Source organism: Sulfurovum sp., assembly GCA_020525365.1.
Lineage (GTDB): Bacteria > Campylobacterota > Campylobacteria > Campylobacterales > Sulfurovaceae > Sulfurovum.
In genome coordinates this window covers 777,486-801,765 of the sequence record JAIZOF010000001.1, presented here as the reverse complement: position 1 = coordinate 801,765, position 24,280 = coordinate 777,486, and the positions used below count along the sequence as shown (strand labels likewise).

Sequence of the window (24,280 nt, the reverse complement as noted above, 5' to 3'; positions counted from 1 at the left end):
AAAGTTCATATGTTATATAGATACACAAAGAAACTATTAGAGGAGGGTATGAAATGTCTCCGAATAGCTTATCGGTATATCTAGTTGAGGTAGATATAACTAAACTTCAAGCCTATGCTTGAAGTCTTTAAAATCATAGTAATTATTTAAGTTCACAAGAAGCACCTGCTTCTTCAATCTGTTTTTTAAACTCTTCTGCTTCCTCTTTAGAGACACCTTCCTTAAGTACAGATGGAGTCTCTTCAACAGCAGCTTTTGCTTCTTTAAGTCCAAGACCAGTAATTGCTCTAACAACTTTAATGGTATTAATCTTCTTCCCACCAGCATCGGTAAGAACAACATCAAACTCAGTCTTCTCCTCAGCAGCTTCACCAGCAGCAGCACCACCAGCAGCAGCCACAACAGTTGCTTGTGCAGTTACACCAAACTTCTCTTCAAATTCTTTTACAAGCTCAGAAAGCTCAAGTACAGAAAGATTAGAAATAAACTCTAATACATCTTCTTTAGTCGTTGCCATAGTTTTATCCTTTTATAAACAATTTTCAAAATATTGCAAGAGTTATCTCCTGCTAAAAAAGAGCCTGCGGCTCTCATCGCATACATTATGCCTCTTCTTCCACTTCTTTTTTATCAGCAAGTGCTTTTAATCCAATAGTAAAGTTCTGTATTGGTGCATTCCAAACATTAAGAAGCATACCAAGTAGTTCATCTCTTGTTGGAAGTTTAGCCATCGCATTGATGGTATCCATAGATGCAATCTTGCCTTCGATCAAACCTGATTTAATCGAAAAGTGTTCTTTGAACTGAATGGCTGCTTTATCGGCAACCTTACAAGGAAGTACCTGTGTGTCGCCCCAGATTACAAGGTTTGTATCTTTAAGTTCCAATGCTTCACAACCTGCATTTTCCAATGCAACAGAAGCAAGACGGTTCTTGATGACCTTAACTTTGGTCTCTTCTTCACGTGCCATGTTACGCACAGTCTCAAGAGCCTCAACAGTCATACCCTTGTAATTACAGACGATGATCGCACCAGCATCCTTGAACTCTGCTGTCATCTCTGCTACTAGTTCTTCTTTTCTAGTTCTTGTCATTTCTACTCCTTCCGACCTTCTAATAGGGTGTATGAATCCATACTCATTTGTGATTTCGCACAGACTAATTAAGCTTTCGCCCCTACTATCTTCAGTCTAAGATCAAGACCTAAGTCTTCAACCGTAAAAGTTACACTTTTACCGATGAAAATTTAGATACGGAGAAATGTATTCCCCGTAAAGTAAAATTTATATTATTTAATTTCCATTATTTCTGTAGTATCAAGTGTCACAGATGGGCTCATTGTCAAAGATACTGCTGCATTTGTAATATATCTACCTTTTGAAGATGCAGGTTTTGCCTTGTTGATTGCTTCAATAAATGTATTAAAGTTCTCTTTAATTTTCTCTTTATCGAAAGAGATCTTTCCTATACCTGCATGGATATTTCCTTTTTTATCAACACGAAAATTAACCTGTCCACCCTTGGCATTTTCAACTGCTTTGGTAATATCCATTGTAACGGTTCCTGTCTTTGGATTTGGCATTAGACCTTTTGGACCAAGTACCCTTGCTACTTTACCAAGAACACCCATCATATCAGGTGTAGAGATAACTATATCAAAATTAATATTTCCTGCCTGAATCTGCTCAATCAGCTCATCAGATCCAACCAAGTCAGCACCTGCTGCTTTTGCCTCATCTGCTTTTGTATCTTTTGCAAATACCGCTACTCTTACATTTTTGCCCGTTCCATGAGGAAGAACAATAGATCCTCTCACCATTTGATCAGCATGCCTTGGATCGACATTCAAGTTGAGTGCTACTTCAACTGTTTCATCAAATTTTGCAGATTTAAGATCTTTCAATAAATCCATTGCTTCATCTACATTGTACTGTTTTGTCACATCTACCTTTTCAAGTAGTGCTTGTCTTCTTTTGCTTAATTTTTTTGCCATTATTTTCTCCGCTTTTATGCTCCCACATCTTTTAAATCATGTGGTTTAGATTATATTAATATAAATATTTTCTGGGCAGTACTTGTAGTTAATCTACAATCTCTATACCCATACTTCTACAACTACCAGCAATAATTCTTGCTGCTGCCTCTCTGTTTGTTGTGTTCAAATCTGAAATCTTTTGGTCGATAATCTCTTCAAGCTTTGCTTTTGTAATCGAACCAACTTTATTTAAAAGTGGATTATCGGTTCCTTTTTTTAAACCTGCCGCCTTAAGGATAAGGTCACTTGCTGGTGGTTGCTTTGTTTCAAAAGTAAAACTTCTATCGACATAGGCAGTGACAACGACAGGAATCTTAAACCCCATCTTATCTTTTGTTGCCTCATTAAATGCTTTACAAAACTCCATAATATTAATACCACGCTGACCAAGTGCTGGGCCTACTGGTGGTGATGGATTAGCTTGACCCGCAGGGATCATCATCTTAAACTTTTCAGCTATCTTTTTTGCCATCTATTCTTCCTTTAGTTTAATTTGACCACTAGTGGGTCCTATATAATCTTCTCTACTTGAGTATAGAGAATCTCGACTGGCGTATTTCTACCAAAAATAGAAACATTTAACTTTAGTTTTCCATGGTCAAGATCGTACTCTTCAACCATACCTGTAAAGTTTGCAAAAGGTCCATCAATAATACGCACCATTTCACCTGTTTCAAAATCAACTTTTGGACGAGGAGCAACCTTCTGATCCATCTTTTCTAAGATTACCTTGATGTCTGCTTCAGTAAGAGGGGTTGGTGTTTTTTGTTCACCAATAAATCTAGATACTTTTGGTAAAGATTGAATCTTGTGCCATAAGTCAGTATCCAGGTCTATCTGTGCAAATACGTAACCTGAATAAAGTGTTCGTTCTGTAATTTTCTTTTCACCATTCTTGACTTCAATAACCTCTTCTGTAGGTACAACAATACGCTCTACCTTCTCTTCAAGACCATAATCTGCAATCAATTGTTCAATACCACGCTTAACTGCCTGCTCGCTACCTGCATATGTTTGGATTGCATACCATTGAAATGCCATTATCTATCCTATAAAACTGTAGATACGATGGCCGACATCATTAAATCAACCAGTGCTAAAAATATTGAAATGACAGTCACCACAAGAATAACTGCTAAAAATGCTTGTCTTACTTGTATTTTAGTTGGAAATATTACTTTATGAAGCTCTGCTTGTGCATTAGCTATAAATGTTGAAATTTTTCCCATAGTCTATTACCTTTTATTATGGCAGGCCAAGAGGGACTCGAACCCCCGGCACCTGGTTTTGGAGACCAGTGCTCTACCAACTGAGCTATTGGCCTAAAGAAAAAGAGTGAAACCTATTACAGTTTCATCTCCTTATGAATAGTGTGCTCTTTGCACCACTTGCAATATTTCTTCAATGCAAGCTTTTCTGTTGTCGTCTTTTTGTTCTTTGTAGTGTGATAATTGCGTCTTGTACACTTCTCACATCCAAGGTGAACTGTTTCTCTCATAGTTATCTCCTATAAAAAAGCAGGAAGAATGACTTCTTTCTGCAATGGGGTCTTAAGCGATGATCTTGGAAACAACACCTGCACCAACAGTTCTACCACCTTCACGGATAGCAAATCTTGTACCTTCTTCAAGAGCAATTGGTGCAATAAGTTCAACATCAATCTTAACATTGTCTCCTGGCATAACCATCTCTGTACCTTCTTGAAGCTGAACAGAACCAGTTACATCTGTTGTACGTACATAGAACTGAGGTCTGTAGTTATTGAAAAATGGTGTATGTCTACCACCTTCCTCTTTGGTTAGTACATAAACTTCTGCTTCAAACTTTGTATGTGGTGTAATAGATCCTGGCTTACAAAGAACCATACCTCTTTGTACTTCTTCTTTAGCAATACCACGAATAAGAACACCACAGTTATCACCTGCTTGACCACAGTCCATCTCTTTACGGAACATTTCAACACCTGTTACAGTTGTTTTTTGGGTATCCTTAAGACCAACGATTTCAACTTCATCACCTACACATACCTGACCTCTGTCAACTTTACCAGTTACAACTGTACCACGCCCTTGAATAGTAAAGATATCTTCAATTGGCATAAGGAACTCTTTGTCTGTTTCACGTACTGGCTCAGGAATATATGTATCAACTTGACTCATTAGTTCAATAATCTTTTCAGACCATTCACCAAGCTTACCAGCTTTTGCTTCCTCAAGTGCTTTGAATGCAGAGCCAGCTACAATTGGAGTATCATCGCCTGGGAAGTCATATTCAGAAAGAAGTTCACGTACTTCCATCTCTACAAGCTCAAGCATCTCTTCTTTGTCTTCGTCATCAAGTTGATCTTCTTTATTTAGAAAAACAACGATATACGGTACACCTACTTGTTTAGAAAGAAGGATATGCTCTCTTGTCTGAGCCATTGGACCATCAGTTGAAGCAATAACAAGAATTGCACCATCCATTTGGGCAGCACCTGTAATCATATTTTTAACGTAGTCAGCGTGACCTGGACAGTCTACGTGAGCATAGTGTCTTGTATCAGTTTCATACTCTACGTGAGAAGTCGCAATCGTAATCCCTCTTTCTCTCTCTTCAGGAGCATTATCAATCTGATCATAATCCATAAGTGCAGTATCATTTTTTGTTGCAAGTACAGCAGTAATTGCAGCAGTCAATGTAGTTTTACCGTGGTCAACGTGACCAATGGTACCGATATTAACATGCGGTTTGGTTCGTTCGAATTTTTCTTTAGCCATGCTTTTCTCCTAGCTTAAATGTTGTTTTAAAGGCAGTATTATAGCCAAAACTTCTTAAGAGTACATCAAGTGACCCTAAACCCATATGGACAGAACTATTACATAACTGTAATACTTTTGTCCATACTTTACCTGGAGCCCATAGTGAGACTTGAACTCACGACCTCTTCCTTACCAAGGAAGTGCTCTACCCCTGAGCCATATGGGCATAAACAATCAATACAATCACCAAATAAAACTATTTGTAAGATAGACTGAAAAATTAATATTGTTTGGAAAGCTTAATATGTGAAGTAATTTCTGTTAAGTAGATAATTCACACAGCTCCCAGTTATGGAGCGGGAAACGAGACTCGAACTCGCGACCCTCAGCTTGGAAGGCTGACGCTCTAGCCAACTGAGCTATTCCCGCGTCTTTTATATGTGACTTAACATGGTGGTGAGTGGAGGATTCGAACCTCCGAAGGCGAAAGCCAGCAGATTTACAGTCTGCCCTCGTTGGCCACTTGAGTAACTCACCACATATAATGTTTGTCTCTTTACTGGTCAAACACTGATAATGATATTTATGGAGCTGGTGAAGGGACTTGAACCCCCGACCTGCTGATTACAAATCAGCTGCTCTACCAGCTGAGCTACACCAGCACCATCACATTAAAAGTAACTTACACTTAAAATGGACGGGAATTATAGGCAAAAAGCTTTAAAAAGTCAAGGTTTTTTCTAAAAAAATCAAAAATTGCTTTTTTACCTACTTCATACTACAATCACAACACTATAATCTTTCCAAAGGGTATTATTTATGAAAATACTTCTTGCACCCAGTGAAACCAAAAGGTATGGTGGTGACATATCATTTAAACTTGAAAATCTACTTTTCCCCACACTATTCCCTTATCGTAAAAAATTATTACATACCTATATGAATATTCTTCAAAAGAGTGATATGAAAGTGCTAAGTACCATGTTTGGTCTCAAGAAAGAGATAGATATCCAGTCACATATAAAAGATATTATCCATGAGCCAGCAATGAAAGCTATCGAACGCTACACTGGTGTAGCTTTTGATTACTTAGACTATATAAATCTTTCAGATGATGCACAGCACTATATTGACAATCATGTCATTCTCTGCTCTAATCTCTTTGGATTTTTACGTGCAGATGACCTTATTCCAGAGTACCGTCTCAAGCAAGGAGTAGCTGTGGGGGAGATTAAAGTAGAAAAATTCTACCATGAACATGGTTCACCGCTGATGGAAGCTTACCTTGAAGATGAAGAAATACTCGATCTACGTGCAGGTTTTTATGATAAGTTTTATAGGCCTACCAAGCCTTACACCACATTGAAATTTATAAAAGAGGGAAAGGTGGTTAGCCACTGGGCAAAAGCATATCGTGGTCTTGTGCTACGTGAAATTGCCAAAACGGGTGTAAAGTGTATCGATGCATTTATGCATTTGCCTATTGAAGGACTACGCATTAATGAAATACAAATACAAAAGAATAGAACTGAAATTATTTATGATATTGAGTTATAACCCAAAAAGAGAAGGGGTTATAAAAGTGTCTTAATTGGCACATTTCTCTTCAAAATCTTCAAATAATAGAGGACTACCCATTTCAAAAATATACGTGATTTACTAAGAAATGATACAAAAGAAGAGAAGCCCCCATATTGGCACACCAATACAGGTGCCACATACTGGCTCAAGTCTAATGCTTTCTATCTCTTGAAAACTACTTAGAAGACTTAGGAGAGTCTGCTTCGTCAAGAAGTTCTACTTTAGGGATAAATATTGCCACCAATGTAACCACCACACCAAAAATCAATACTACCAGATGCTCATGCCCTGGAAAAAGATTTGGCAAAATTAGCTTACCCATGCTTTCTCCCATCAAGGGCTTGAAAATATCGTCATAATAGAGTGTAAAAATTAACCCGCCAAACAATCCACCAATTGCACCAACAAGAACATCAATACGTCCCTCAGCAATAGAGACAGGACCAGTCCCTGGACACTTCCCAAAGATTGCCATAGAAATACCAAAAAGTATACTACCAATAATAAGACCAGACAATATAATGGGTTTAACGTGATAGTGCGCATACCCTGCCTCAATCATAAAGTAAATCCCAATACTTGCCAGTCCTACTGTTAAAAAAAGCATCTTAGGGACAATTGTATCTTTAAGCATCGCAAACCCTGCAATTTTCTCAAACTTATCTACGCGTGTATATTGGATGATTCCACCAAAAATTACACCAATCAGAAAAACGAGTGCTAATGAACCATGACCCTGATGGATTACATTCTCAAACATCTGTGCTATACGTGATACAAGGTCATTGTTGGCTGCTGTTGTAATAGTAGTACCCATTATTTTTTCTCCTTCATATTATAGAAGAGTCTTCCGGTAATCACAAGAGAGATCATCACCCCTACACCAAAAATCATTGAAGAGATTGCAATCTGGCTCATACCTGATATGAAGTGTCCAGATGTACATCCACCTGCCAGTCTTGCACCAATAATCATCATAAAGCCTGATACAAAACTCCAAAATAGTCTAGAGGGTACTGAATTATTTTTGTACTTCTTCCATCCTGTTGGAATCAAAGAGATACGGAAGCTCTTGGTAATAAATACGGAAGTGACAAAGCCACCAAAAAATACACCAAGCAACATAACACCTTCCCATGCTCCAGGGTTCTCTATCTCTTTGAGATAGCTATACTTTTCAGGACTCAAATCAAACAAAACCCCCGCAAAGTACGGTACATAGGTTGAGGCACCCAACGGTCTATCCGCACCAAGTATCGAAAATGTCATTAGAAGCAAACCAGCCATCAAGATACCGCCTGCCCACCATGGAAATCTATTCATATTCTCAATCCTCCACTTTTTTACTATTATAACATTAAAATATATATATTATCATATTTAATTATTTGATGATTTTCTTCAACTTATCTGAAAATCTATCTATATAGCTATAAAAAGTGTCGAGTATCTTTGATTATTTTTTGCTATCTTTATAATACTTATGGAATTTTGTATTTTTTGATTATCGTTATACCAATATAGGTTATTTGCAAAAAGTTGTACGCTTAAAACTAAAGTAATGGTAAAATATTGCATTTTTCATCTCCAGACAAAATAACCTCAAAAAATAGGCAACAACTTAAACGAGACAGCTGTTCTTTTCACAGATTGTTCACCCTCATATGGTTTGTATGAATACTTTTTTGAGTGGCTATGTCTATGCCGCCCATTCTTATATTGTAAGGTTTGCTAAAATGTGTAAAATTTTTATTTGCTAATACGATATAGGCATTTCTGTATCTATCCTCTTCAAATGATATGATAAAATTATCATCAGTAAACCCAACAGTTGCTAATTCAAATTTTTGATCTAAATGAATGTTCAATTTATATATTTGTACTATTTTATTTTTCTCAATATGGTATTTGATTACTTTTCTAGATTTTGTAAAAATATATAAATACTTTTTATCTGGACTATTGGCATAAACAATATCATCAAAAGGTAATAGGGTTGTAAATGAAAGTTTTTGATTTTTAATTTGATATATGGCACCTTTTTTAAATTTGACTGCTTTTGTGTTGTTCCTATTTGTAACCGTATCCCAACTCTTGGAAGATGTTATGATGAAATAGACACCATTTACAAAAAGCCCAACTCTTGCTTTGGGTAATTTTAGCTCTTTTGTATTTTGCTTTAACATATGGTGGTCAATACTCCATAGGTTTGTTGCTTTTTTGTTTATTAGGTTTATTTTTAAAAAATCTCCAGCATAAACATATAGGTCATGATTGATTATTTCGGAAATTTTCCACATACCAAATGGATAGGTTTTGATTACACTCCTTTTGTTTAAGTCGAAAAACCTATCTTCTGTATAGTGATACCACAATTCGTTATTTTTGCTATTTAAAATCAAACTTTTTGAAAATATTTTATTTTTTGGGATATAACCAAATTGATTATTATTGACTTTGTTTAGTTTGGTTTTGCTGGTGCTATAGATAAATCCATCTTTATACTTAGCAATAATGCCATTAAATCCACTATTTGTTTCATATAGTTTTTGTGAATTGTTGCTAATGTTGTAAATTAAAATTCCCTCTTTTAGCCTTCTCTTTTTATTTTGCAAAGCAATGATTATATTTCTTTTACAATCATAAAAAGCATTATTTCCTTGATGGTATATCTTTAAAAGGTTAAACTTTGTGCTATTGTCTTTATGCTCAAAAAGCATAATTTGATTCCCATATCCAGATAGTACAAAAGTATTTTCCTACTGTTTATAATGCTGTTTTTGCACAAAAACAGTTCTGGGATGGAAGAAGTCCTACCCTTGAAGATCAAGCAAAAGGTCCCATGCAAGCAGTACCAGAAATGGCCGCACCACCTACACTTGTTGAGGCAAGAATTAACTCCATGCCTGCGTATATAGCTGAATTTAAAAAAGCTTATGGCAACAATGTAAAGATAGACTTTGAAACCATCACAAAAACCATTGGCATCTTTGAAAGAACATTGGTTACACCATCACGCTTTGATGATTTCCTCAATGGAAAAAAAGATGCTTTAACGGATGCCGAGAAGGAGGGACTTAACACCTTTATTGACATAGGTTGTACTGCATGTCATACTGGCATTGCTCTAGGTGGAAGCATGCAGAAGTTCCCACTTGTTCGTCCATACAAATATGCTAATGTTGGTGACTTTAAGGGCAATAAAAATGGTATGGTTAAAGTACCAACACTGAGAAACATTACCCAAACTGCACCCTACTTCCACAATGGTGCCATCTGGTCGCTCAAGGAGGCAATTCAAGAGATGGGGAGAACACAACTTGGTAAAGATATTTCCGATGCAGACGTAGAGAAAATTATTGTATTTTTGGGTGCACTTAAAGGCAGAAAGCCTATTATTTCGTATCCACAGCTTCCAAGCATAACAGACAAGACACCAAGACCTAACCTTAAATAAGTTATTACTTCCATGGGGGTATATCAATAATCTATGGGTATTTCTTGATATGCCTCAATCGTACTTTAAAATGCTTTTGTTATGATGCCCACAAAAAAGGTAATCCATGCATATGCAATTTCATAAAAAAACTGAGTCACACTACTTTTTCTTGCAACCTCATCAACCCTTTTTTCTCTTGGCATTCATCAATGCAATTATTGCCATGCTTATTTTTATGCTCTCCTATAAAGGTATCACTAATTTAGAAATACCTGCATCTAATTTTCATGGCTACAGTATGCTCTACCTGTTCTTTACACCAGCATTTGTAGCCTTTTTATTTACAACTTTTCCACGCTTCACTTCTACACCACCCATTGAAAAAAAACGTTATATGCAGGTCTTTGGTCTCTACTGTCTTGGTACGATGCTGTTCCTATTTGGAAGCATAATCTCACCTCTCTTTTCTTATACTGGTATGCTTATACTTTTTATTGGACATGTCATGGTATTTAATATTCTTCAAAATATTTATAGAAATAGTGCTATGGCTGACAATCATGATATATTTTGGATCTTAACTGCAATGGGTTTTGGGCTTTTGTCACACTTTATTTTTATTGTAGGATCACTTTTTTATGCACCCATGATTAATGTTGCATTAGAAGCTGGTATTTACCTTTATATCTTCCCGCTAACTTTCTCTGTTGCACAACGTATGGTGCCCTTCTTTTCTCATTGCATGGTAGAAAAAAATCTTAGTCTACTTAAAATAATATTTACTCTTCTGCTATTGCATGTCATCATTGAAAGCATCCATACTAATGGTTCTTTTATTGTTGACATCATTCTTGCTTACATTATAGGTAAAGAAATACTTAGATGGAACCTCCCTTTCCCTAACCCCAATCCTCTACTTTGGATCCTCCATCTAGCACTCTACTGGATACCTGTTGCACTCATTTTTGGTGCCATGACAAATCTAACAACACTCATTGCAGGTACCAACTTTCTCTTTCTTGATATTCATATTCTTATGCTAGGTTTTGTCTTTACCATATTGATTGGGTTTGGTACCCGCGTAACCATTGGGCACTCTGGCAATATAATGCAAGTGGGCATGTGGGAGAAGGTACTGTTTAACTGGACACAATTGGTTGTCATTGTGCGCCTGTTTGTCTCTCTTGCTGCAGCATTTGGATGGAACTTCATGATTTTTTTTGATATCTCTGTTACTGTTTGGATAATCATGTTTACCCTTTGGGCAATACGATTTTTTGCTGTACTTATTTATGGTAAAAGATTGGCATAAAGTATGCGCTCTGTTTACATTACTGATTTAGATCATACTTTTCTTCGTTCTGATCTTACACTGAGCCCATTTAGTATTCAGACATGGAACCATACTGCTCGGTATGCTACAATGGGGGTGGCAACAGCACGCAGTTTTACCAAATCTAAAGAGTTACTCTCGCAACTACATATCAATGCTCCCATGATTCTTCTTGATGGTGCCATTATTATTACCCCTGAACAAAAAATTATTGATCTTAAAAGTATTGACAAAGTACTAGGTGATGCCATTGTAGAACTTGGTCTGCAATACAATATTGACCCCTTTATCATTGGTATCAAAGATAAAAATATTAATGAAACTTTTCTCTATCCTCGTCGTCTAAATAGTTATCAAAAAGAGGTACTCAAGGGCTATAAAGATGACCCGCGTATGCAGTTTAACCCCACTAACCGTACAATGGAAGAGAATCTCAAAATTGTCTACTTTGGAAATGAGACGCAGTTACGTCCACTCTATCAAGCAATAAAAGAGTGTTTTGGTGATGTGGTAGAAGCAAAAATGTCACCAGAAAAATATGGTGGTGGCTGGTTTTTGACTTTACTCCACCCAGAAGGTGATAAGTCCTGTGCATTGAAAAAAGTTGTCGAATACTTAGGGTGTGACCTGTCTGATGTAACAGTCTTTGGAGACTCGATCAATGATGTGGGAATGTTTGAGCTTGCAGGTACATCAGTGGCAGTTTCTAATGCACTTGATGAAGTAAAGTCTGTTGCCAATATCATTCTTCCACACAGTAATGATGAAGATGCTGTTGCAAAATACCTCTCAACCCTTAGTTGTTAGTACAAAAATGGGTATTAAGCATCTTTAGACGCTCTGGTGTTCCAATATCATACCATTCTCCCATATAAAGCTCTCCACTAACTTTTCCTTCAAGCATTGCAGTACGCAGCAAAGGAGCAAGTGCACTTTTGCCATATGGAACACCCTTAAAGAGTTTTGGTGAGTAATACCCTATCCCCGAAAAGGTATATTGCCTACTATCATATACCTTACCATCAAGTAATGTAAAATCACCCTTTGGATTATGTTTTGGATTGGGTACAAGAATAAGATGTGCTAAAATATCATCTTCTAATATTCTATTGGGGTCAAAATTATAATCTGTCCATACATCACCATTTATGACAAAAAAAGGGTCACTCTTAGAAAGGTATGGTAATGCTTTTACAATCCCTCCTGCACTCTCAAGACCACCCTCCTCCTGCTCATCAGAGTATACAACAGAAAGTCCCCACTTTGAACCATCTCCCAATACTTCAGGTATCTTGTAACCTAGATGTGCAATATTAATAATTACCTCTTTAAAACCATAGTGTGCCAGCTTCTTCAAATGCCAAACAATTAACGGTATACCGTGAACTTCAAGTAGTGGCTTAGGCGTATGATTGGTTAATGGTCTCATACGTTTACCCAATCCAGCCGCAAGAATCATAGTTTGCATCTTTTTGGCTACTCTTCTAAACGTTGTTGTACTAAATCATTTACTACTGTTGGGTTTGCTTTCCCTTCAGTTGCCTTCAGTACTTGACCCACAAAAAAACCAAAAAGCTTCTGATTGCCATCTTTATACTTCTGTACATTTTCAGGATTTTTGACAATAACATCATCAACGATGGGCAGGATATCGGCAGGGTCACTTATCTGCCTGAGCCCATTCTCTTCTACATAAGCTATAGGGTCAATCTCCTCTTGACACATTGTCTCAAATATCTCTTTTGCAATTTTGGTTGAGATAATCTCATCGTCTATCATCTTCACCAGTACAGCAAGTTGTTGTGGTGCAAACTTTAGCACATTGCCCTTCTTGATCTCTCTTGCAACCTCATTTACAACAAAATTGGCAATGCTTGCAGGTGCATTATATGCCTTAAGTGTCTCCTCAAAAAATTGTGAGAGTTGCTTATCTCTTGCAATCATCTCCGCAACAGTGCTATTTAGATTCAACACATTGATATATCTATTAAACAATATCTTCTCATCTGTATTCATGGGCACTACTTCACCCTCTACTTGCATATTTTTTTGTAATTTTTTCTTTAACCCTTTAAGGTTTTTCTGAGAGGATTTTTTCTTTTTTCCCCACGAATCCTTAAGTGAAACAATCTTATTAAAGACAGGTGCCCTATCGGTATAATCTACTGGTTCCACAAAAAAATATCCCTCTCTTTCAAACTGAAAACGTACATCAGGTTTTTCTATCACAACAGCTGGTTCAATAAGTGCATTTTTAATAATCTTTAAGGAGTTAGGGTTAATATCTTCAACCCCTTGTGGTGCTTCTGTCTGAAAGAGTCTATCATAAAGTCTCACTTCTATCTGCTTTGCACTACTCTCCTCTACCCACTGAATAGCACTTTTAACTTTAATGCCACTGGTATCTGAACCACTTTTAGAATCAGAATAATACTCTGCCTTTATCTCAACAATATTGCCCTCTTTGTCTTTTACCACTTCTTTGCAGACAATAATATAAGCATACTTCAAACGTACAGGCTGATCGGGTGTCAATCGAAAATACCCTTTAGGTGGATTTTCATTAAAGTCCTCACGATTGATATATATCTCATTAGAAAACGGTAATCTTCTCATGCCCTCTTTAGGGACATCATGAGGATAATAGGAGGCTTCTATCTCTTCTCTTCCTTCATAATTAATAATAGTGACCTTGAGTGGCTCCATTACGCACATTACACGTGGTACTTTAAGATTGAGGTCATCTCGTATACAAAATTCAAGCTGAGAAATATCCACTACCGAATTGGCTTTAGCAACTCCTATCTGGTCACAAAAAGCAAGAATAGATTCAGGAGTATAGCCTCTTCGCTTGTAGCCTGCAATAGTAGGCATACGCGGGTCATCCCATCCACTAACAACTTTCTTTTCTACCAACTCAAGCAATTTTCGTTTACTCATTACCGTATAGTTGATATTAAGTCTAGCAAACTCATATTGATATGGTCGTGGAGACTTGAGTTTAAGTGTCTCAATAACCCACTCATAAATCTCACGGTTATTCTCAAACTCCAATGTACAAAGTGAGTGAGTAATTCCTTCGATATAATCAGAAAGACAGTGTGCAAAATCATACATTGGATAAATTGCCCACTTATCACCAGCACGATAGTGATGTGCATGACGTATGCGGTAAAGCAGTGGGTCACGCATTTTCATATTAGGTGATGCCATATCAATTTTAGCTCTGAGAATATGTGCACCCTCTGCAAACTCACCATTTTTCATTTTTTCAAATAGATCAAGATTCTCTTCAATACTGCGTTGTGCATATTTACTTCGTTTTCCTGGTACTGTGACTGTACCACGATACTCTCTCATCTCTTCTTCGCTTAGACTATCTACATAAGCCTTTCCCATTTTGATAAGATCTATTGCATACGCATACAGTCTGTTAAAATAGTCAGAGGTATAGTGCACTTTACTGTTCCACTTAAAGCCTAACCACTCTACAGCATCTTTGATTGCCTCTACATACTTGGTATCTTCAGTCGTTGGATTGGTATCATCCATTCTTAGATGACAGTATCCACCGTAATCTCTAGCAATACCAAAATTAATGGTAATTGATTTGGCATGTCCAATATGAGGAAAGCCATTAGGCTCTGGAGGAAATCGTGTTACAATCTCACTATATTTTTCTAATTTGAGATCCTCTTCAACAATTCTGCGTAAAAAATCTCTACTTTTTGCCATGACCAAACCTTTTTTAAGACTGTTAAGGGGGGTATTTTAGCCAATTAGTGCTTATTATTGTGTTGTGTCTAGTAATATTTTAAGAGGATTTATCTCATCATATTTTGAAACTATCTGCATAATATATTTCAGTGTCATAGGTATATTCTTTAGGTAACTTTCTTTTCCATCACGTAATGCAAGGCGTGCAAAAATACCAAGTATTTTAATATGACGTTGTAGTCCAGTAAAATCAAACCACTTCATAAAAGTTGCATCATCTACGTTGAGTCCTTTAGCATCTCGAAAGTATAGTGCCATCTGTTCTACCTCTTTGGGATCAAGCTCTACATAAACATCGCGTAGCAAAGAGACTAAATCATAGGTAAGTGACCCCACTCTAGCATCCTGAAAATCTATCACAACCAGTGCATCATCATGGTTAAACATTAAGTTGCGTGAGTGGTAATCACGATGTACAAAAAATCCCTGTGGTTGCTCAAGTACTACATTGGTGATTTGATCCAGCATTGTGTTTAATTGTGTTTTTTCTTTGACTGAAAGTATTTTACTTAAATACTTTTTCAAATACCACTCCTCCATAAGTTCCATCTCAAAAAATAGAAAATCATGGTCATACAAGGGTAGCCCTCTGACATCAACATATTGCATTTTAACAATAGTGTCAATAGCCTTTGGATAAATAGTCTCTTTTTCAGTTTCTACTACATCATAAAAATGTGTATTACCCACATCTTCCATAAAAATAAATCCCTGTTCTGCATCAAAGGCATTGATCTTAGGTGTACGTACTCCTGTTTCAAAAAGGAGATGAGCAATATTAATAAAAGGCTCAACACTTTCAGGCTGCATTGAAGCATCCATGACAATCCCTCTATGAAAATTATCTGCTACACGATAATACTTTCTAAAACTTGCATCTCCGGCAAGTGGAATAAGTTCGCTATTGACCTTATAGTGTTCCAACCACTCTGTGAGTTTTATATTTGGTTTCTTATTCTTCATGTATCATTTTTTGTTTATTGTTTACCTTATAATTGATCAATTAATACCTACTGTATAAACTTTCATATATACACTATACCTAAAATAGTATTTTCTTTTGCTCCCGTTACCTCTTTGAGATTAATTGGTACTTCATGAATTCGTTTATATGCCAACCATGCCATCATCATTCCCTCTATCCAGTCTCTCTGTTCTATGATGCTCACCTGTATGTTGGGCATGAGTGTAGCAATACGCTCAATGAGAAAAATATTATTTGCACCTCCACCACTAAGCAATAGCATATCGGGGCTAAACTTAAGCACTTCATTGGAGATACTTTGAGCAGTTAATTCCAAAAGAGTACGCTGAATATCAATGGCATTGGGTACTGGGTACTGGGTACTGATATGCTTATTTAGCCAAGCAATATTGAACTTTTCCCGACCTGTGCTTTTAGGATATGGTTGTGCAAAATAGCTGTCTGCCATCATCATATCAAGTAAGGTATAATTTACACTACCATTTTTTGACCATACACCATTTTCATCATATCTTTGATCCTGATGCTCTTGTATCCATGCATCCATTAACATATTCCCTGGACCAATATCATAACCAAGTAGTTGTTCTCCTAGTACTGTAATATTGGCAATTCCTCCTATGTTTACAATACACATCGTACTGCTTTTATCAAAAAGAAACTGATGGAATGCTGGTGCAAGAGGTGCCCCACTTCCACCAAAAGCCATATCTTTGTGTCTAAAATTTGCTACAACCTTCAATCCTGTTTTTGCTACAATAATATTAGGATCGCCTAATTGCATTGTAAATGGTGTATTTCCCAGTGGCTCATGCCAAAGTGTCTGCCCGTGTGAACCTATAGCAACAATATCTTCCCTATTGATCTCTTTTTTATCTATAAAGGTATTTACTGCCTCAGAAAAGAGCAAACCAAGTCTATGATCTAGTGCACCTATAGTCTGAATTGGTACATTATCTTGTATTGTTGTAATAATTTCATCTTTTAGTATAGTGGGAAAAGGGTGCTCATAGCTTGCTAGTAGTTTACAAGAGGTTTCATCGAGGCCACACAATACTACATCAATGCTATCCATAGAGGTGCCTGACATCATGCCTATATAGTATTCATATGCCATGTTTCTCTCTCTTTTGTTTTGTCATCATCACCCCAAATGCTACTACCGTTCCTGCAACAATCTGCCATGCAAACCCTAGTTTGAAGCTAAGCATACTACCCAGTATATACGGCTGCAAAAGCAATACCGTTACAAATCCACCTATGAGTGCTAGCGGTACAGTTTCAGCTGACCCTCGTGTTGTAAAAATAGCTGCACCATATACTCCAAGTAATCCTGTATAGGCAAATGCCATGACACCAAGCGCAAAACTTAAAAGTGGCAAATTAGTATAGCGTTGCCAGTAGTAACTTAGCATTGCCATGAGTGAAAGTGCTATAGCAAATAGAAGTACTGCTATACGTCCTGCTTTGATAAAGTGCATTTCATCATATATACCCTGCTTCTGTCTCCATGGCTTATAGAGATCCTCTATTGCAACCGATGCCATGGCACTTAATACAGAGTTTGAACTACTCAATGCTGCAGCTACTGCACCAATAGTTACAAGTCCACGCATACCTTCAGGCATCTCATGGAGAATATAATACATAAAAATAGTAATCTTCTCTCCATTAAATTTTTGTACCACATCAGTCTTGAACCCTGAGAGTTCAGGGTGTCTATAAAAGAGATAAAGCAGTAGTCCAATAAAAAGAAATAAGATAGCCACTGGAATAGTCATATAGATACTCATCATCAGTGAATGCTGTGCCTCTTTGGTGTCTTTGCATGCCAATGCACGCTGTGTCATATCCTGATCCATTCCGTAAGCAGCAATATTAAGTAGTAGCCAGCCACCAAATAATGCCCAAATACTAAAACTACCTGAAAAAGAGGTATCTATAAATTTCAACTTACTGTCCATCTGAAGGGTTTGATAAATTGTACCAAGGTCACCATTGAGACTCATATAGAGGTAAACCAATACCGAAACTCCTGCTCCTATATAGGTTACTGCTTGAATAATATCTGAGAAAATTACAGACTTCACTCCACCAAAGTATGCATATGACAATGCTCCAAACATTAATATGGCAATAGAGAGTGCCATATGGGAGGTCGTAATATCAAGAAAAAGTATCATTGAGATAGCAAGTGCACCTATATAGAGTCTTGCCCCCGAAGCAAAAAGCCGTCCAGCAAGAAACATGACTCCTGCCTGTTTTTTTGCCTTTTTTCCATAGCACTTTTCAAGTAATTCATAAACAGTAACCGCTTTGATGGCATAAAAACGAGGAATGAGTACCTTGGCAACAAAAACAATTGCTAAAAGTGCTGAAACGTAAAAACCAATAAAGGTAAGATCTTTACTATAACTGTACTCAGGACCACCAAGAAAGGTTGCTGCTGACTGTGAAGTTGCCAATACCGAGATTGCTACAGCAAACATTGGTACAGAGTTGTCTCCAATAAAATAGTCACGGGTACTTTTAACCTTGATACGACTAAAGATAGCAGAAGTTAGTATCAAAATAAAGAAATAAACACCAAATACCGTCCAGTCAAGTACTGAAAAAGCTGAATGCATCAATAGCTCTTAGGAGGCATTTTAAGGTTTAGATTTCTAACGCCAGCTCTTACTTTTTGCATAAATATCTCTCCTGGATCATACTTTATCGTACGGTACCCCTTGTCTTTTTCTAGCCACAATTTAGTCTGCTCCATACGACGGTACTCATGGTGTCCTACGAGGTATTTGATAGTTGGGTATTTGGTTTTAAGATACTTCACTAGTGCAATATTGGCCTTAACTTGTGCAGGAGTGAGCGAGTGAGCATCTTTGGCAACATTTTCTACACCTATAGCATAATAATTCAATCCAATCACATGCCGTCCCATTTGGGTTTCAGGCATCAGTTGATAGATGGTACCATTTTTGTCAACAAGAAACTGTACCGAAACATTAAGTGCAGAGGCTTTAGCAATATCATTACGTGAACCGCCAAGCATTTCAGGTCTCATGGTATTATAGGATTCCTCAAATGAGTCAATAGCAGTATAATGGAGCAAAATAATCTTTGGTACAATGGTAATACTATCCACCGTTTTGCCATAATGATTTCTGATATAGGTTTTAGTTAACGCAATACGCCTCTTCCCAAAATCAATAGGTTTATCAATAATATGTAGCACTGCATGAAGTGATTGTGAAGGCTTAGCTTGGTCTTGCTGTGACATCAGGAAGGTAGCACTACAGCCACTTAATAATATGGCTATCAAAAGAGAAATGCGATACATCCTTAAATCCTCCAAAAACTATTCTACTACATCTTCACTGTAGACTGCTTTGTTGTATATCAGCAATACCACAATAGTTAGTGGTGACAAACCTAGCGATAAGAGGTATGCAGGTAGTTGCAAGAAATCATGGTGGCTAAGATACAAAAACCCTAAAACGAGTAGCAGGTATGCACCAATACGGTAGATAGAGAGTGTGGGTTTAGTATCTTTAACTACCTCAGAAAGAGATCGGCTATTGGTCTTAAAATGCTGTTTTTCTTCTTCGATATCTTCAGAATAAAGATCATACGGATCATCGAGTTTGTCAACAATATCTTTATCAATATCCATTGCAATAATCTCATTTTCTACTCTTGTGTTAACCATATGCTTATAGCTTTTTATGGAAGCAAATATCACTAATGTGGCAGAGAGAAATCCTATTTGGGTGTTGAGTAGTGTACTCATACTAAAAAAGGTTGCCGAAACAAAAATAAGCAACCCATCTATAATAAGTAGTCCACGAAGCATGTTCCAGTCAATAGTCTTCATCATCATCTTCATCAGACCTAATCTCCCTGCCGTATCTGTAGCGTGGATCTTTGGCAAGTTCATCAAGTGAGGCTTTCTGTTTTTTATAAGCAATATAGACATTATTAACTGCTGCACCAATACCAATCAATACCCCTATCCAAAGTGTCCATATCTCATCCGTCCACGATTTAAGCAATACCCCTATGCCAATACCAATAAGTACAGCAACAACAATAGAGATGCCAAGACTTAAACCATCAGCAGCATTAACTATTTTTTTAAACTTTGGCTCTTCTTTTTGTTCTACCATTAGGCTACAATCTCCACAAGTGTTTCATATGCTGCTTTAATTGCATCATCAATCATCTCATCGGTAGTAACCGTAGAGATAAAACCTGTCTCAAATGAAGAACAAGCAAGATAGATACCTCTATCAAGCATACCTTTATGAAACTTGGCAAAAAGATTCTGATCATTCTCTATTGCATCGGAGAAGTTCTTTACTGGTTTACTGGAGAAGAAGAAACCAAACATACTGCCTCGTACATCTACTACTATTGGTACATTGACAGCATCGGCAGCTTTTTTAAACCCATTAACCAGTTTTTTTGCTTTATTTCCAAGTTCTACGTAAATAGCTGGGTTGGCTTTAAGTTTTCTAAGGCTAGCCAGTCCTGCTGCCATTGCTACAGGGTTCCCGCTAAGTGTCCCTGCCTGATAAACCGGTCCTTCAGGAGAAAGGTGTGCCATAATTTCTGTACGTGCACCAAATGCTCCCACAGGCATACCTGCACCAATAACTTTACCAAGTGTCACCATGTCTGGCTTTACCCGTGTAATACCTTGTGCTCCCTTTAAAGAGGCTCTAAAACCACTCATTACCTCATCAAAAATTAGTAATGCACCATGTGTATTGCAAAGTGTTCTCAGCCCTTCAAGGAAGATCTCATCAGCAGGCACAAGTCCCATATTCCCAGCAATAGGCTCAATGATTACACAAGCAATACCCCCTTCTGAATCTGTAAAACACTTCTCAACTGATGCAAGATCATTATAGGTTGCCAAAAGTGTATGTTTAGTCAAATCTCCTGGTACACCTGGGCTACTTGGACTTCCAAAAGTTGCTAGACCTGAACCTGCCTGTACCAATAGAGAGTCAGAATGGCCATGATAGCATCCTGTAAATTTTACAATATCATCACGCCCTGTAAATCCACGTGCCAAGCGCAATGCACTCATTACTGCTTCTGTTCCTGAACTCACAAATCGTACTTTATCAATGGTATCAAAAAGTGCAACAATCTCTTCGGCTAGTTCTGTCTCAACGGTTGTCGGTGCACCAAAACTCAACCCTCTTCTAACTGATTGAATCACTGATGCCTCAATATCGCTATCACAATGACCAAATATAAGTGGTCCCCAACTCTGCACAAAGTCTATATATCGGTTACCATCAATATCATAAAGGTAACCACCTTCACCCCTCTCTATAAATGGGGGCGTGCCTTCTACACCACTAAATGCTCTCACTGGAGAATCTACCCCTCCAGGAATAACCTTATATGCTTCTTCAAATGCTGCTACAGACTTATTGTATATCATAGTATTAATCCTCTTTATGTATAATTCTTAAGATTATACACTACAGGGACTAAAATGTGAGGAACAATCGCATGTTAAAGGGTTTTGTACTCTCATTTTTACTTCATCTCTTCATTTTCTTACTTCTTTTTCTCTCTTTTGATGCACTAAAATTTAAGCTTCCTTCTGTGCAAAACAAGAAAAAAATAACCTTGAGCTTCTCGCAATTTACACCGTCTCAATCGATACCTATTCCATCTAACAATATTGTCAAGAAGAAGTTTTTTAAAAAGAAGATTGTCCAAAAATATCCTAAAGATAAGCTTGTTAATGCTTTACTTCGTAATCCAAAATGGACAAGAAACAAAAATCAACCTTCATCAAGAAATAGTCCCTTAATACAAAGTCTCTACGGAGAAGTATTCTATACCTTTACCAAAACACAGCAAAGGTTTATTAAAGACCACCTCTTTGAGATATACCGTATTACCCAAAATACACTAGTCCTCAACGGTTACCCCAGTATCGCAATACATACTAGACAACAAGGAACAAATGTTGTCTCTTTTTATCTATATCCTAACGGCGATATCAGTAATCTTAAACTCATTAAGCCCATGGGTTATGAAACACTTGACAAAAATACTATTTCTGTAATTCAAATTGCCTACAAAGACTACCCCCATCCTAAAACAAAAACAAAAATTATATTTAATGTAAACTATACTCTTTATTAGAGCAAAGAAGAGATGCTAGTCAGGTGTTCAAATTTGCTTCCATAGCCTCCCTACTGCCTCTTTTGTCCCTTGTATCAAAAGTGGATGTTTCCTCGCCTCAAGCCACCAAATAATCTCTTTTATCTCCTTCTCCTTCATTACTGTACACCCCGTTGTAGGTACCTCTTTGATATGGATAAAAATACATGACCCTGCACCAGGGATAGCACCAGTTTCATCTATATGGTTATGATTAACTACAATGCCATATTTATAGTAGTTTTTAGGGAACTTCATATATTCTTTACTTGTATAGTCCATATTTATTTTTGTACTATCAATAATCTTGTTATAAAACCTTGAATGCACATCATCAACACAATGGTCAGTCTCCTTATAGATACTATAGGGGTAGTTTGCATTAAAAGGTGCATATCCAAATGCTTGCTTAAGAGAAAAGATGCCTGCAGGGGATCTGCCATCTCCCTCTTTCTTAATATATATAGCATCTTTAGGAATAGTGTGCAATCCTCTGCCCCACCCTAATCCATTGTGTCCAAGTTTAATATAAATAACTTTACCTACCTTGTGCCATCCTTGAACATCTTTTTCATAGCGTTGAAGTATGCCATTATTATCATTCCAACCTTTGGTAGTAACAACAAGAAGCTGCCTAGTAGTAGATATTTTAGCATAGATAAGTGTACTTAGTGTAATAAATATGATTAATATTTTTTGCATTGTGCTATAATCCTTAAAATAACAAATTCTCTAAAGGTATATATAGATGGAATATGGCATCTTCTCTATTGTGATTCCACTTTTAACAATCCTTCTAGCCATTATAACAAAAGATGTTATTATTTCTTTGATGGGTGGTATTTTTACTGGACTTCTCGTACTTAACGGTTATCATCCAATTGTTGCACTGGAAGCACTTTTTAATGGTATTGTCAGTCAGTTTAGTGAAGGATGGATCACTAAAACTCTACTCTTTTCTCTTTTTGTTGGTGCAATCATTAAGCTATTGACACTAAGTAATTCAGTAGAGTATTTTGTAGCCTATCTTGATGAAAAATCTAAAAAGATAAACTCTCCCAAAGGGGCAATGTTGCTTGCCTATACCATTGGGGTAGTAATATTTATTGAATCCTCCATCACCTCATTGGTTGCTGGTACTGCTGCTAAGCCATTGTGTGATCGCAATGGAGTAAGTCGTGAGAAACTTGCCTATATTTGTGACTCTACTTCTGCACCCATCTGTTCACTTATTCCACTAAATGCCTGGGGTGCATTGCTGCTAGGACTTATTGCTACTGCTATTGAAACACATGTCATAGAGGGTGACGGAATCACACTGCTGGTAGCATCATTGCCTTATAATTTCTATGCCATTTTCACCCTATTGCTGGTGCTGGTGGTTATCTCCACCAATTGGCACATTGGTCCAATGAAACATGCCAAGCCATATCCTTATCACCCTGAACACTCCACCAAAGATATCACCCCTGCACTCTTTCCTATGTTATTACCGCTACTAGTAATGATATTTGCTGTTCCTGTAGGACTCTACATAACTGGAAAAGGTAATATTTTCAAAGGGTCAGGATCTACTGCGGTCTATTATGCTACCATTATTACACTAGCAGTAATGTATCCTTACTATATTGTAAGTGGAAAACTAAAACACCGTACCTATTTCGATGGGCTCTTTCAAGGTATGGGAGAGATGCTTCCTATTGCCACCATCTTACTCTTTGCCATCTTTATTGGTAAGGTCATCGGTGACCTTGGTACTGCCAAATACCTTGCTCATCTTCTGCATGGAAACATCTCGCCTATACTTATGCCTATGCTTATCTTTTTTGTCTCTTCAGCAACAGCGTTTAGTACTGGTACAAGCTGGGGTACTTTCTCTATCATGATGCCCATTGCCCTAGCACTAGGTGCCACCATGGGACTTGACATCTCCCTTGTCATTGCTGCAGTCATTTCTGGTGGCATCTTTGGCGACCATGCTTCTCCCATCTCAGATACTACTATCATTAGCTCTATGGCAGCAGGTTGTGATCATGTTAAACATGTACGAACGCAGTTACCATATGCATTAATTGGTGGTGGATTAGCAGCAATTGGGTTTTTAATGGCAGGGTGGATTACACTATAATATTTAAAGGGAAACAATATCAATATATCGAAAAATATATTGATATCGATCACTCTTCTTCTGAAAACCCAA

General features: G+C 37.2%; 26 protein-coding genes, 5 tRNA genes and 1 pseudogene. 6 read left to right on the top strand and 26 right to left on the bottom strand.

Going from position 1 to position 24,280, the window contains the following annotated elements:
* Window positions 1–142: 142 nt before the first annotated feature.
* From rplL to LGB01_03975, 13 genes are all read right to left on the bottom strand, one after another.
* Window positions 143–517, bottom strand: a complete 375-nt coding sequence (gene rplL / locus LGB01_04035) for a 50S ribosomal protein L7/L12 (protein MCB4753367.1) — start codon at window positions 515–517, stop codon at window positions 143–145.
* Window positions 518–602: 85 nt separating this feature from the next.
* On the bottom strand, window positions 603–1,094 hold the full coding sequence (gene rplJ / locus LGB01_04030) for a 50S ribosomal protein L10 (protein MCB4753366.1): 492 nt from the start codon (window positions 1,092–1,094) through the stop codon (window positions 603–605).
* Between the two features lie 194 nt (window positions 1,095–1,288).
* Window positions 1,289–1,993 carry a 50S ribosomal protein L1 gene (rplA, locus tag LGB01_04025; protein MCB4753365.1) on the bottom strand — a complete coding sequence of 235 codons (705 nt, stop codon included), beginning with the start codon at window positions 1,991–1,993 and terminating at the stop codon, window positions 1,289–1,291.
* 88 nt (window positions 1,994–2,081) lie between these two features.
* Window positions 2,082–2,507: a 50S ribosomal protein L11 gene (rplK, locus tag LGB01_04020; GenBank protein MCB4753364.1), complete on the bottom strand. Its 426-nt coding sequence runs from the start codon at window positions 2,505–2,507 to the stop codon at window positions 2,082–2,084.
* 38 nt (window positions 2,508–2,545) lie between these two features.
* Window positions 2,546–3,076, bottom strand: a complete 531-nt coding sequence (nusG, locus tag LGB01_04015; protein ID MCB4753363.1) for a transcription termination/antitermination protein NusG — start codon at window positions 3,074–3,076, stop codon at window positions 2,546–2,548.
* 8 nt (window positions 3,077–3,084) lie between these two features.
* Complete coding sequence (secE, locus tag LGB01_04010; protein ID MCB4753362.1) at window positions 3,085–3,264, bottom strand: preprotein translocase subunit SecE; 180 nt, start codon at window positions 3,262–3,264, stop codon at window positions 3,085–3,087.
* Window positions 3,265–3,283: 19 nt separating this feature from the next.
* A tRNA-Trp gene (locus tag LGB01_04005) sits at window positions 3,284–3,359 on the bottom strand.
* A 21-nt stretch (window positions 3,360–3,380) separates the two neighbouring features.
* On the bottom strand, window positions 3,381–3,533 hold the full coding sequence (gene rpmG / locus LGB01_04000; protein ID MCB4753361.1) for a 50S ribosomal protein L33: 153 nt from the start codon (window positions 3,531–3,533) through the stop codon (window positions 3,381–3,383).
* Between the two features lie 52 nt (window positions 3,534–3,585).
* Entirely contained in the window at window positions 3,586–4,794 is a 1,209-nt protein-coding gene (gene tuf, locus LGB01_03995; GenBank protein MCB4753360.1) for an elongation factor Tu, read from the bottom strand.
* Between the two features lie 133 nt (window positions 4,795–4,927).
* A tRNA-Thr gene (locus LGB01_03990) sits at window positions 4,928–5,002 on the bottom strand.
* Window positions 5,003–5,128: 126 nt separating this feature from the next.
* Window positions 5,129–5,205 (bottom strand) — tRNA-Gly (locus LGB01_03985).
* A gap of 22 nt (window positions 5,206–5,227) precedes the next feature.
* A tRNA-Tyr gene (locus tag LGB01_03980) sits at window positions 5,228–5,313 on the bottom strand.
* 49 nt (window positions 5,314–5,362) lie between these two features.
* Window positions 5,363–5,438 (bottom strand) — tRNA-Thr (locus LGB01_03975).
* 157 nt (window positions 5,439–5,595) lie between these two features.
* Between LGB01_03975 and LGB01_03970 the strand changes: the two genes are divergently transcribed.
* Window positions 5,596–6,333, top strand: coding sequence for a YaaA family protein (locus LGB01_03970; protein ID MCB4753359.1), 738 nt, complete (start codon window positions 5,596–5,598; stop codon window positions 6,331–6,333).
* A gap of 199 nt (window positions 6,334–6,532) precedes the next feature.
* Here the strand turns inward: LGB01_03970 and LGB01_03965 are convergent, their stop codons facing one another.
* The 3 genes from LGB01_03965 to LGB01_03955 form a co-directional block, all read right to left on the bottom strand.
* Complete coding sequence (locus tag LGB01_03965; protein MCB4753358.1) at window positions 6,533–7,174, bottom strand: YeeE/YedE family protein; 642 nt, start codon at window positions 7,172–7,174, stop codon at window positions 6,533–6,535.
* Entirely contained in the window at window positions 7,174–7,680 is a 507-nt protein-coding gene (locus tag LGB01_03960) for a YeeE/YedE family protein (protein MCB4753357.1), read from the bottom strand. Before LGB01_03960 ends, LGB01_03965 begins: the two co-directional genes overlap by 1 nt.
* Window positions 7,681–8,000: 320 nt before the next feature.
* A complete protein-coding gene (locus tag LGB01_03955; protein ID MCB4753356.1) occupies window positions 8,001–9,077 on the bottom strand; it encodes a hypothetical protein in 1,077 nt (358 codons plus the stop codon).
* Between the two features lie 38 nt (window positions 9,078–9,115).
* Between LGB01_03955 and LGB01_03950 the strand changes: the two are divergent.
* The 3 genes and pseudogenes from LGB01_03950 (at window position 9,116) to LGB01_03940 (ending at window position 11,936) form a co-directional block, all read left to right on the top strand.
* Window positions 9,116–9,814, top strand: a pseudogene (locus tag LGB01_03950) (c-type cytochrome).
* A 112-nt stretch (window positions 9,815–9,926) separates the two neighbouring features.
* Window positions 9,927–11,108, top strand: a complete 1,182-nt coding sequence (locus LGB01_03945) for an NnrS family protein (GenBank protein ID MCB4753355.1) — start codon at window positions 9,927–9,929, stop codon at window positions 11,106–11,108.
* Between the two features lie 3 nt (window positions 11,109–11,111).
* Window positions 11,112–11,936, top strand: coding sequence for an HAD family hydrolase (locus LGB01_03940; protein MCB4753354.1), 825 nt, complete (start codon window positions 11,112–11,114; stop codon window positions 11,934–11,936).
* On the opposite strand, the gene LGB01_03935 is transcribed toward LGB01_03940, so the two are convergent.
* From LGB01_03935 to hemL, 9 genes are all read right to left on the bottom strand, one after another.
* Window positions 11,926–12,597 carry a nucleotidyltransferase family protein gene (locus tag LGB01_03935; protein MCB4753353.1) on the bottom strand — a complete coding sequence of 224 codons (672 nt, stop codon included), beginning with the start codon at window positions 12,595–12,597 and terminating at the stop codon, window positions 11,926–11,928. The genes LGB01_03940 and LGB01_03935 overlap by 11 nt on opposite strands.
* 8 nt (window positions 12,598–12,605) lie before the next feature.
* Window positions 12,606–14,864: a glutamine--tRNA ligase/YqeY domain fusion protein gene (locus tag LGB01_03930; GenBank protein MCB4753352.1), complete on the bottom strand. Its 2,259-nt coding sequence runs from the start codon at window positions 14,862–14,864 to the stop codon at window positions 12,606–12,608.
* A 54-nt stretch (window positions 14,865–14,918) separates the two neighbouring features.
* The gene (locus LGB01_03925) at window positions 14,919–15,869 is read right to left on the bottom strand and encodes a phosphotransferase (protein ID MCB4753351.1); all 951 of its coding nucleotides are present in this window, start codon (window positions 15,867–15,869) and stop codon (window positions 14,919–14,921) included.
* Window positions 15,870–15,931: 62 nt separating this feature from the next.
* Window positions 15,932–17,008 (bottom strand): anhydro-N-acetylmuramic acid kinase, encoded by a 1,077-nt coding sequence (locus LGB01_03920; GenBank protein ID MCB4753350.1) that lies wholly within the window; start codon window positions 17,006–17,008, stop codon window positions 15,932–15,934.
* Window positions 16,998–18,518 carry a sodium:solute symporter gene (locus tag LGB01_03915; protein ID MCB4753349.1) on the bottom strand — a complete coding sequence of 507 codons (1,521 nt, stop codon included), beginning with the start codon at window positions 18,516–18,518 and terminating at the stop codon, window positions 16,998–17,000. Before LGB01_03915 ends, LGB01_03920 begins: the two co-directional genes overlap by 11 nt.
* Window positions 18,518–19,168 (bottom strand): peptidoglycan recognition protein family protein, encoded by a 651-nt coding sequence (locus LGB01_03910; GenBank protein ID MCB4753348.1) that lies wholly within the window; start codon window positions 19,166–19,168, stop codon window positions 18,518–18,520. The genes LGB01_03915 and LGB01_03910 overlap by 1 nt, the downstream gene beginning before the upstream one ends.
* A 78-nt stretch (window positions 19,169–19,246) precedes the next feature.
* A complete protein-coding gene (locus tag LGB01_03905) occupies window positions 19,247–19,774 on the bottom strand; it encodes a hypothetical protein (protein MCB4753347.1) in 528 nt (175 codons plus the stop codon).
* Entirely contained in the window at window positions 19,749–20,054 is a 306-nt protein-coding gene (locus tag LGB01_03900; protein ID MCB4753346.1) for an AtpZ/AtpI family protein, read from the bottom strand. The genes LGB01_03905 and LGB01_03900 overlap by 26 nt, the downstream gene beginning before the upstream one ends.
* A complete protein-coding gene (hemL, locus tag LGB01_03895; GenBank protein MCB4753345.1) occupies window positions 20,054–21,343 on the bottom strand; it encodes a glutamate-1-semialdehyde 2,1-aminomutase in 1,290 nt (429 codons plus the stop codon). Before hemL ends, LGB01_03900 begins: the two co-directional genes overlap by 1 nt.
* Before the next feature lie 74 nt (window positions 21,344–21,417).
* Here hemL and LGB01_03890 point away from each other — a divergent pair, with 74 nt between their 5' ends.
* Window positions 21,418–22,062 (top strand): energy transducer TonB, encoded by a 645-nt coding sequence (locus LGB01_03890; GenBank protein ID MCB4753344.1) that lies wholly within the window; start codon window positions 21,418–21,420, stop codon window positions 22,060–22,062.
* A 27-nt stretch (window positions 22,063–22,089) separates the two neighbouring features.
* Here LGB01_03890 and LGB01_03885 read toward each other — a convergent pair whose 3' ends face one another.
* Window positions 22,090–22,782 carry a hypothetical protein gene (locus LGB01_03885; protein ID MCB4753343.1) on the bottom strand — a complete coding sequence of 231 codons (693 nt, stop codon included), beginning with the start codon at window positions 22,780–22,782 and terminating at the stop codon, window positions 22,090–22,092.
* Window positions 22,783–22,828: 46 nt separating this feature from the next.
* Between LGB01_03885 and LGB01_03880 the strand changes: the two genes are divergently transcribed.
* Complete coding sequence (locus LGB01_03880) at window positions 22,829–24,208, top strand: sodium:proton antiporter (GenBank protein ID MCB4753342.1); 1,380 nt, start codon at window positions 22,829–22,831, stop codon at window positions 24,206–24,208.
* Window positions 24,209–24,280 lie beyond the last annotated feature (72 nt).

What these genes read in the sequence shown, in the direction of transcription:
- rplL (MCB4753367.1), bottom strand. Translation starts at nt 517, where the DNA reads ATGGCAACGACTAAAGAAGATGTATTAGAGTTTATTTCTAATCTTTCT.
- rplJ (MCB4753366.1), bottom strand. Translation starts at nt 1,094, where the DNA reads ATGACAAGAACTAGAAAAGAAGAACTAGTAGCAGAGATGACAGCAGAG.
- rplA (MCB4753365.1), bottom strand. Translation starts at nt 1,993, where the DNA reads ATGGCAAAAAAATTAAGCAAAAGAAGACAAGCACTACTTGAAAAGGTA.
- rplK (MCB4753364.1), bottom strand. Translation starts at nt 2,507, where the DNA reads ATGGCAAAAAAGATAGCTGAAAAGTTTAAGATGATGATCCCTGCGGGT.
- nusG (MCB4753363.1), bottom strand. Translation starts at nt 3,076, where the DNA reads ATGGCATTTCAATGGTATGCAATCCAAACATATGCAGGTAGCGAGCAG.
- secE (MCB4753362.1), bottom strand. Translation starts at nt 3,264, where the DNA reads ATGGGAAAAATTTCAACATTTATAGCTAATGCACAAGCAGAGCTTCAT.
- rpmG (MCB4753361.1), bottom strand. Translation starts at nt 3,533, where the DNA reads ATGAGAGAAACAGTTCACCTTGGATGTGAGAAGTGTACAAGACGCAAT.
- tuf (MCB4753360.1), bottom strand. Translation starts at nt 4,794, where the DNA reads ATGGCTAAAGAAAAATTCGAACGAACCAAACCGCATGTTAATATCGGT.
- LGB01_03970 (MCB4753359.1), top strand. Translation starts at nt 5,596, where the DNA reads ATGAAAATACTTCTTGCACCCAGTGAAACCAAAAGGTATGGTGGTGAC.
- LGB01_03965 (MCB4753358.1), bottom strand. Translation starts at nt 7,174, where the DNA reads ATGGGTACTACTATTACAACAGCAGCCAACAATGACCTTGTATCACGT.
- LGB01_03960 (MCB4753357.1), bottom strand. Translation starts at nt 7,680, where the DNA reads ATGAATAGATTTCCATGGTGGGCAGGCGGTATCTTGATGGCTGGTTTG.
- LGB01_03955 (MCB4753356.1), bottom strand. Translation starts at nt 9,077, where the DNA reads ATGCTTTTTGAGCATAAAGACAATAGCACAAAGTTTAACCTTTTAAAG.
- LGB01_03945 (MCB4753355.1), top strand. Translation starts at nt 9,927, where the DNA reads ATGCAATTTCATAAAAAAACTGAGTCACACTACTTTTTCTTGCAACCT.
- LGB01_03940 (MCB4753354.1), top strand. Translation starts at nt 11,112, where the DNA reads ATGCGCTCTGTTTACATTACTGATTTAGATCATACTTTTCTTCGTTCT.
- LGB01_03935 (MCB4753353.1), bottom strand. Translation starts at nt 12,597, where the DNA reads ATGCAAACTATGATTCTTGCGGCTGGATTGGGTAAACGTATGAGACCA.
- LGB01_03930 (MCB4753352.1), bottom strand. Translation starts at nt 14,864, where the DNA reads ATGGCAAAAAGTAGAGATTTTTTACGCAGAATTGTTGAAGAGGATCTC.
- LGB01_03925 (MCB4753351.1), bottom strand. Translation starts at nt 15,869, where the DNA reads ATGAAGAATAAGAAACCAAATATAAAACTCACAGAGTGGTTGGAACAC.
- LGB01_03920 (MCB4753350.1), bottom strand. Translation starts at nt 17,008, where the DNA reads ATGGCATATGAATACTATATAGGCATGATGTCAGGCACCTCTATGGAT.
- LGB01_03915 (MCB4753349.1), bottom strand. Translation starts at nt 18,518, where the DNA reads ATGCATTCAGCTTTTTCAGTACTTGACTGGACGGTATTTGGTGTTTAT.
- LGB01_03910 (MCB4753348.1), bottom strand. Translation starts at nt 19,168, where the DNA reads ATGTCACAGCAAGACCAAGCTAAGCCTTCACAATCACTTCATGCAGTG.
- LGB01_03905 (MCB4753347.1), bottom strand. Translation starts at nt 19,774, where the DNA reads ATGAAGATGATGATGAAGACTATTGACTGGAACATGCTTCGTGGACTA.
- LGB01_03900 (MCB4753346.1), bottom strand. Translation starts at nt 20,054, where the DNA reads ATGGTAGAACAAAAAGAAGAGCCAAAGTTTAAAAAAATAGTTAATGCT.
- LGB01_03890 (MCB4753344.1), top strand. Translation starts at nt 21,418, where the DNA reads ATGTTAAAGGGTTTTGTACTCTCATTTTTACTTCATCTCTTCATTTTC.
- LGB01_03885 (MCB4753343.1), bottom strand. Translation starts at nt 22,782, where the DNA reads ATGCAAAAAATATTAATCATATTTATTACACTAAGTACACTTATCTAT.
- LGB01_03880 (MCB4753342.1), top strand. Translation starts at nt 22,829, where the DNA reads ATGGAATATGGCATCTTCTCTATTGTGATTCCACTTTTAACAATCCTT.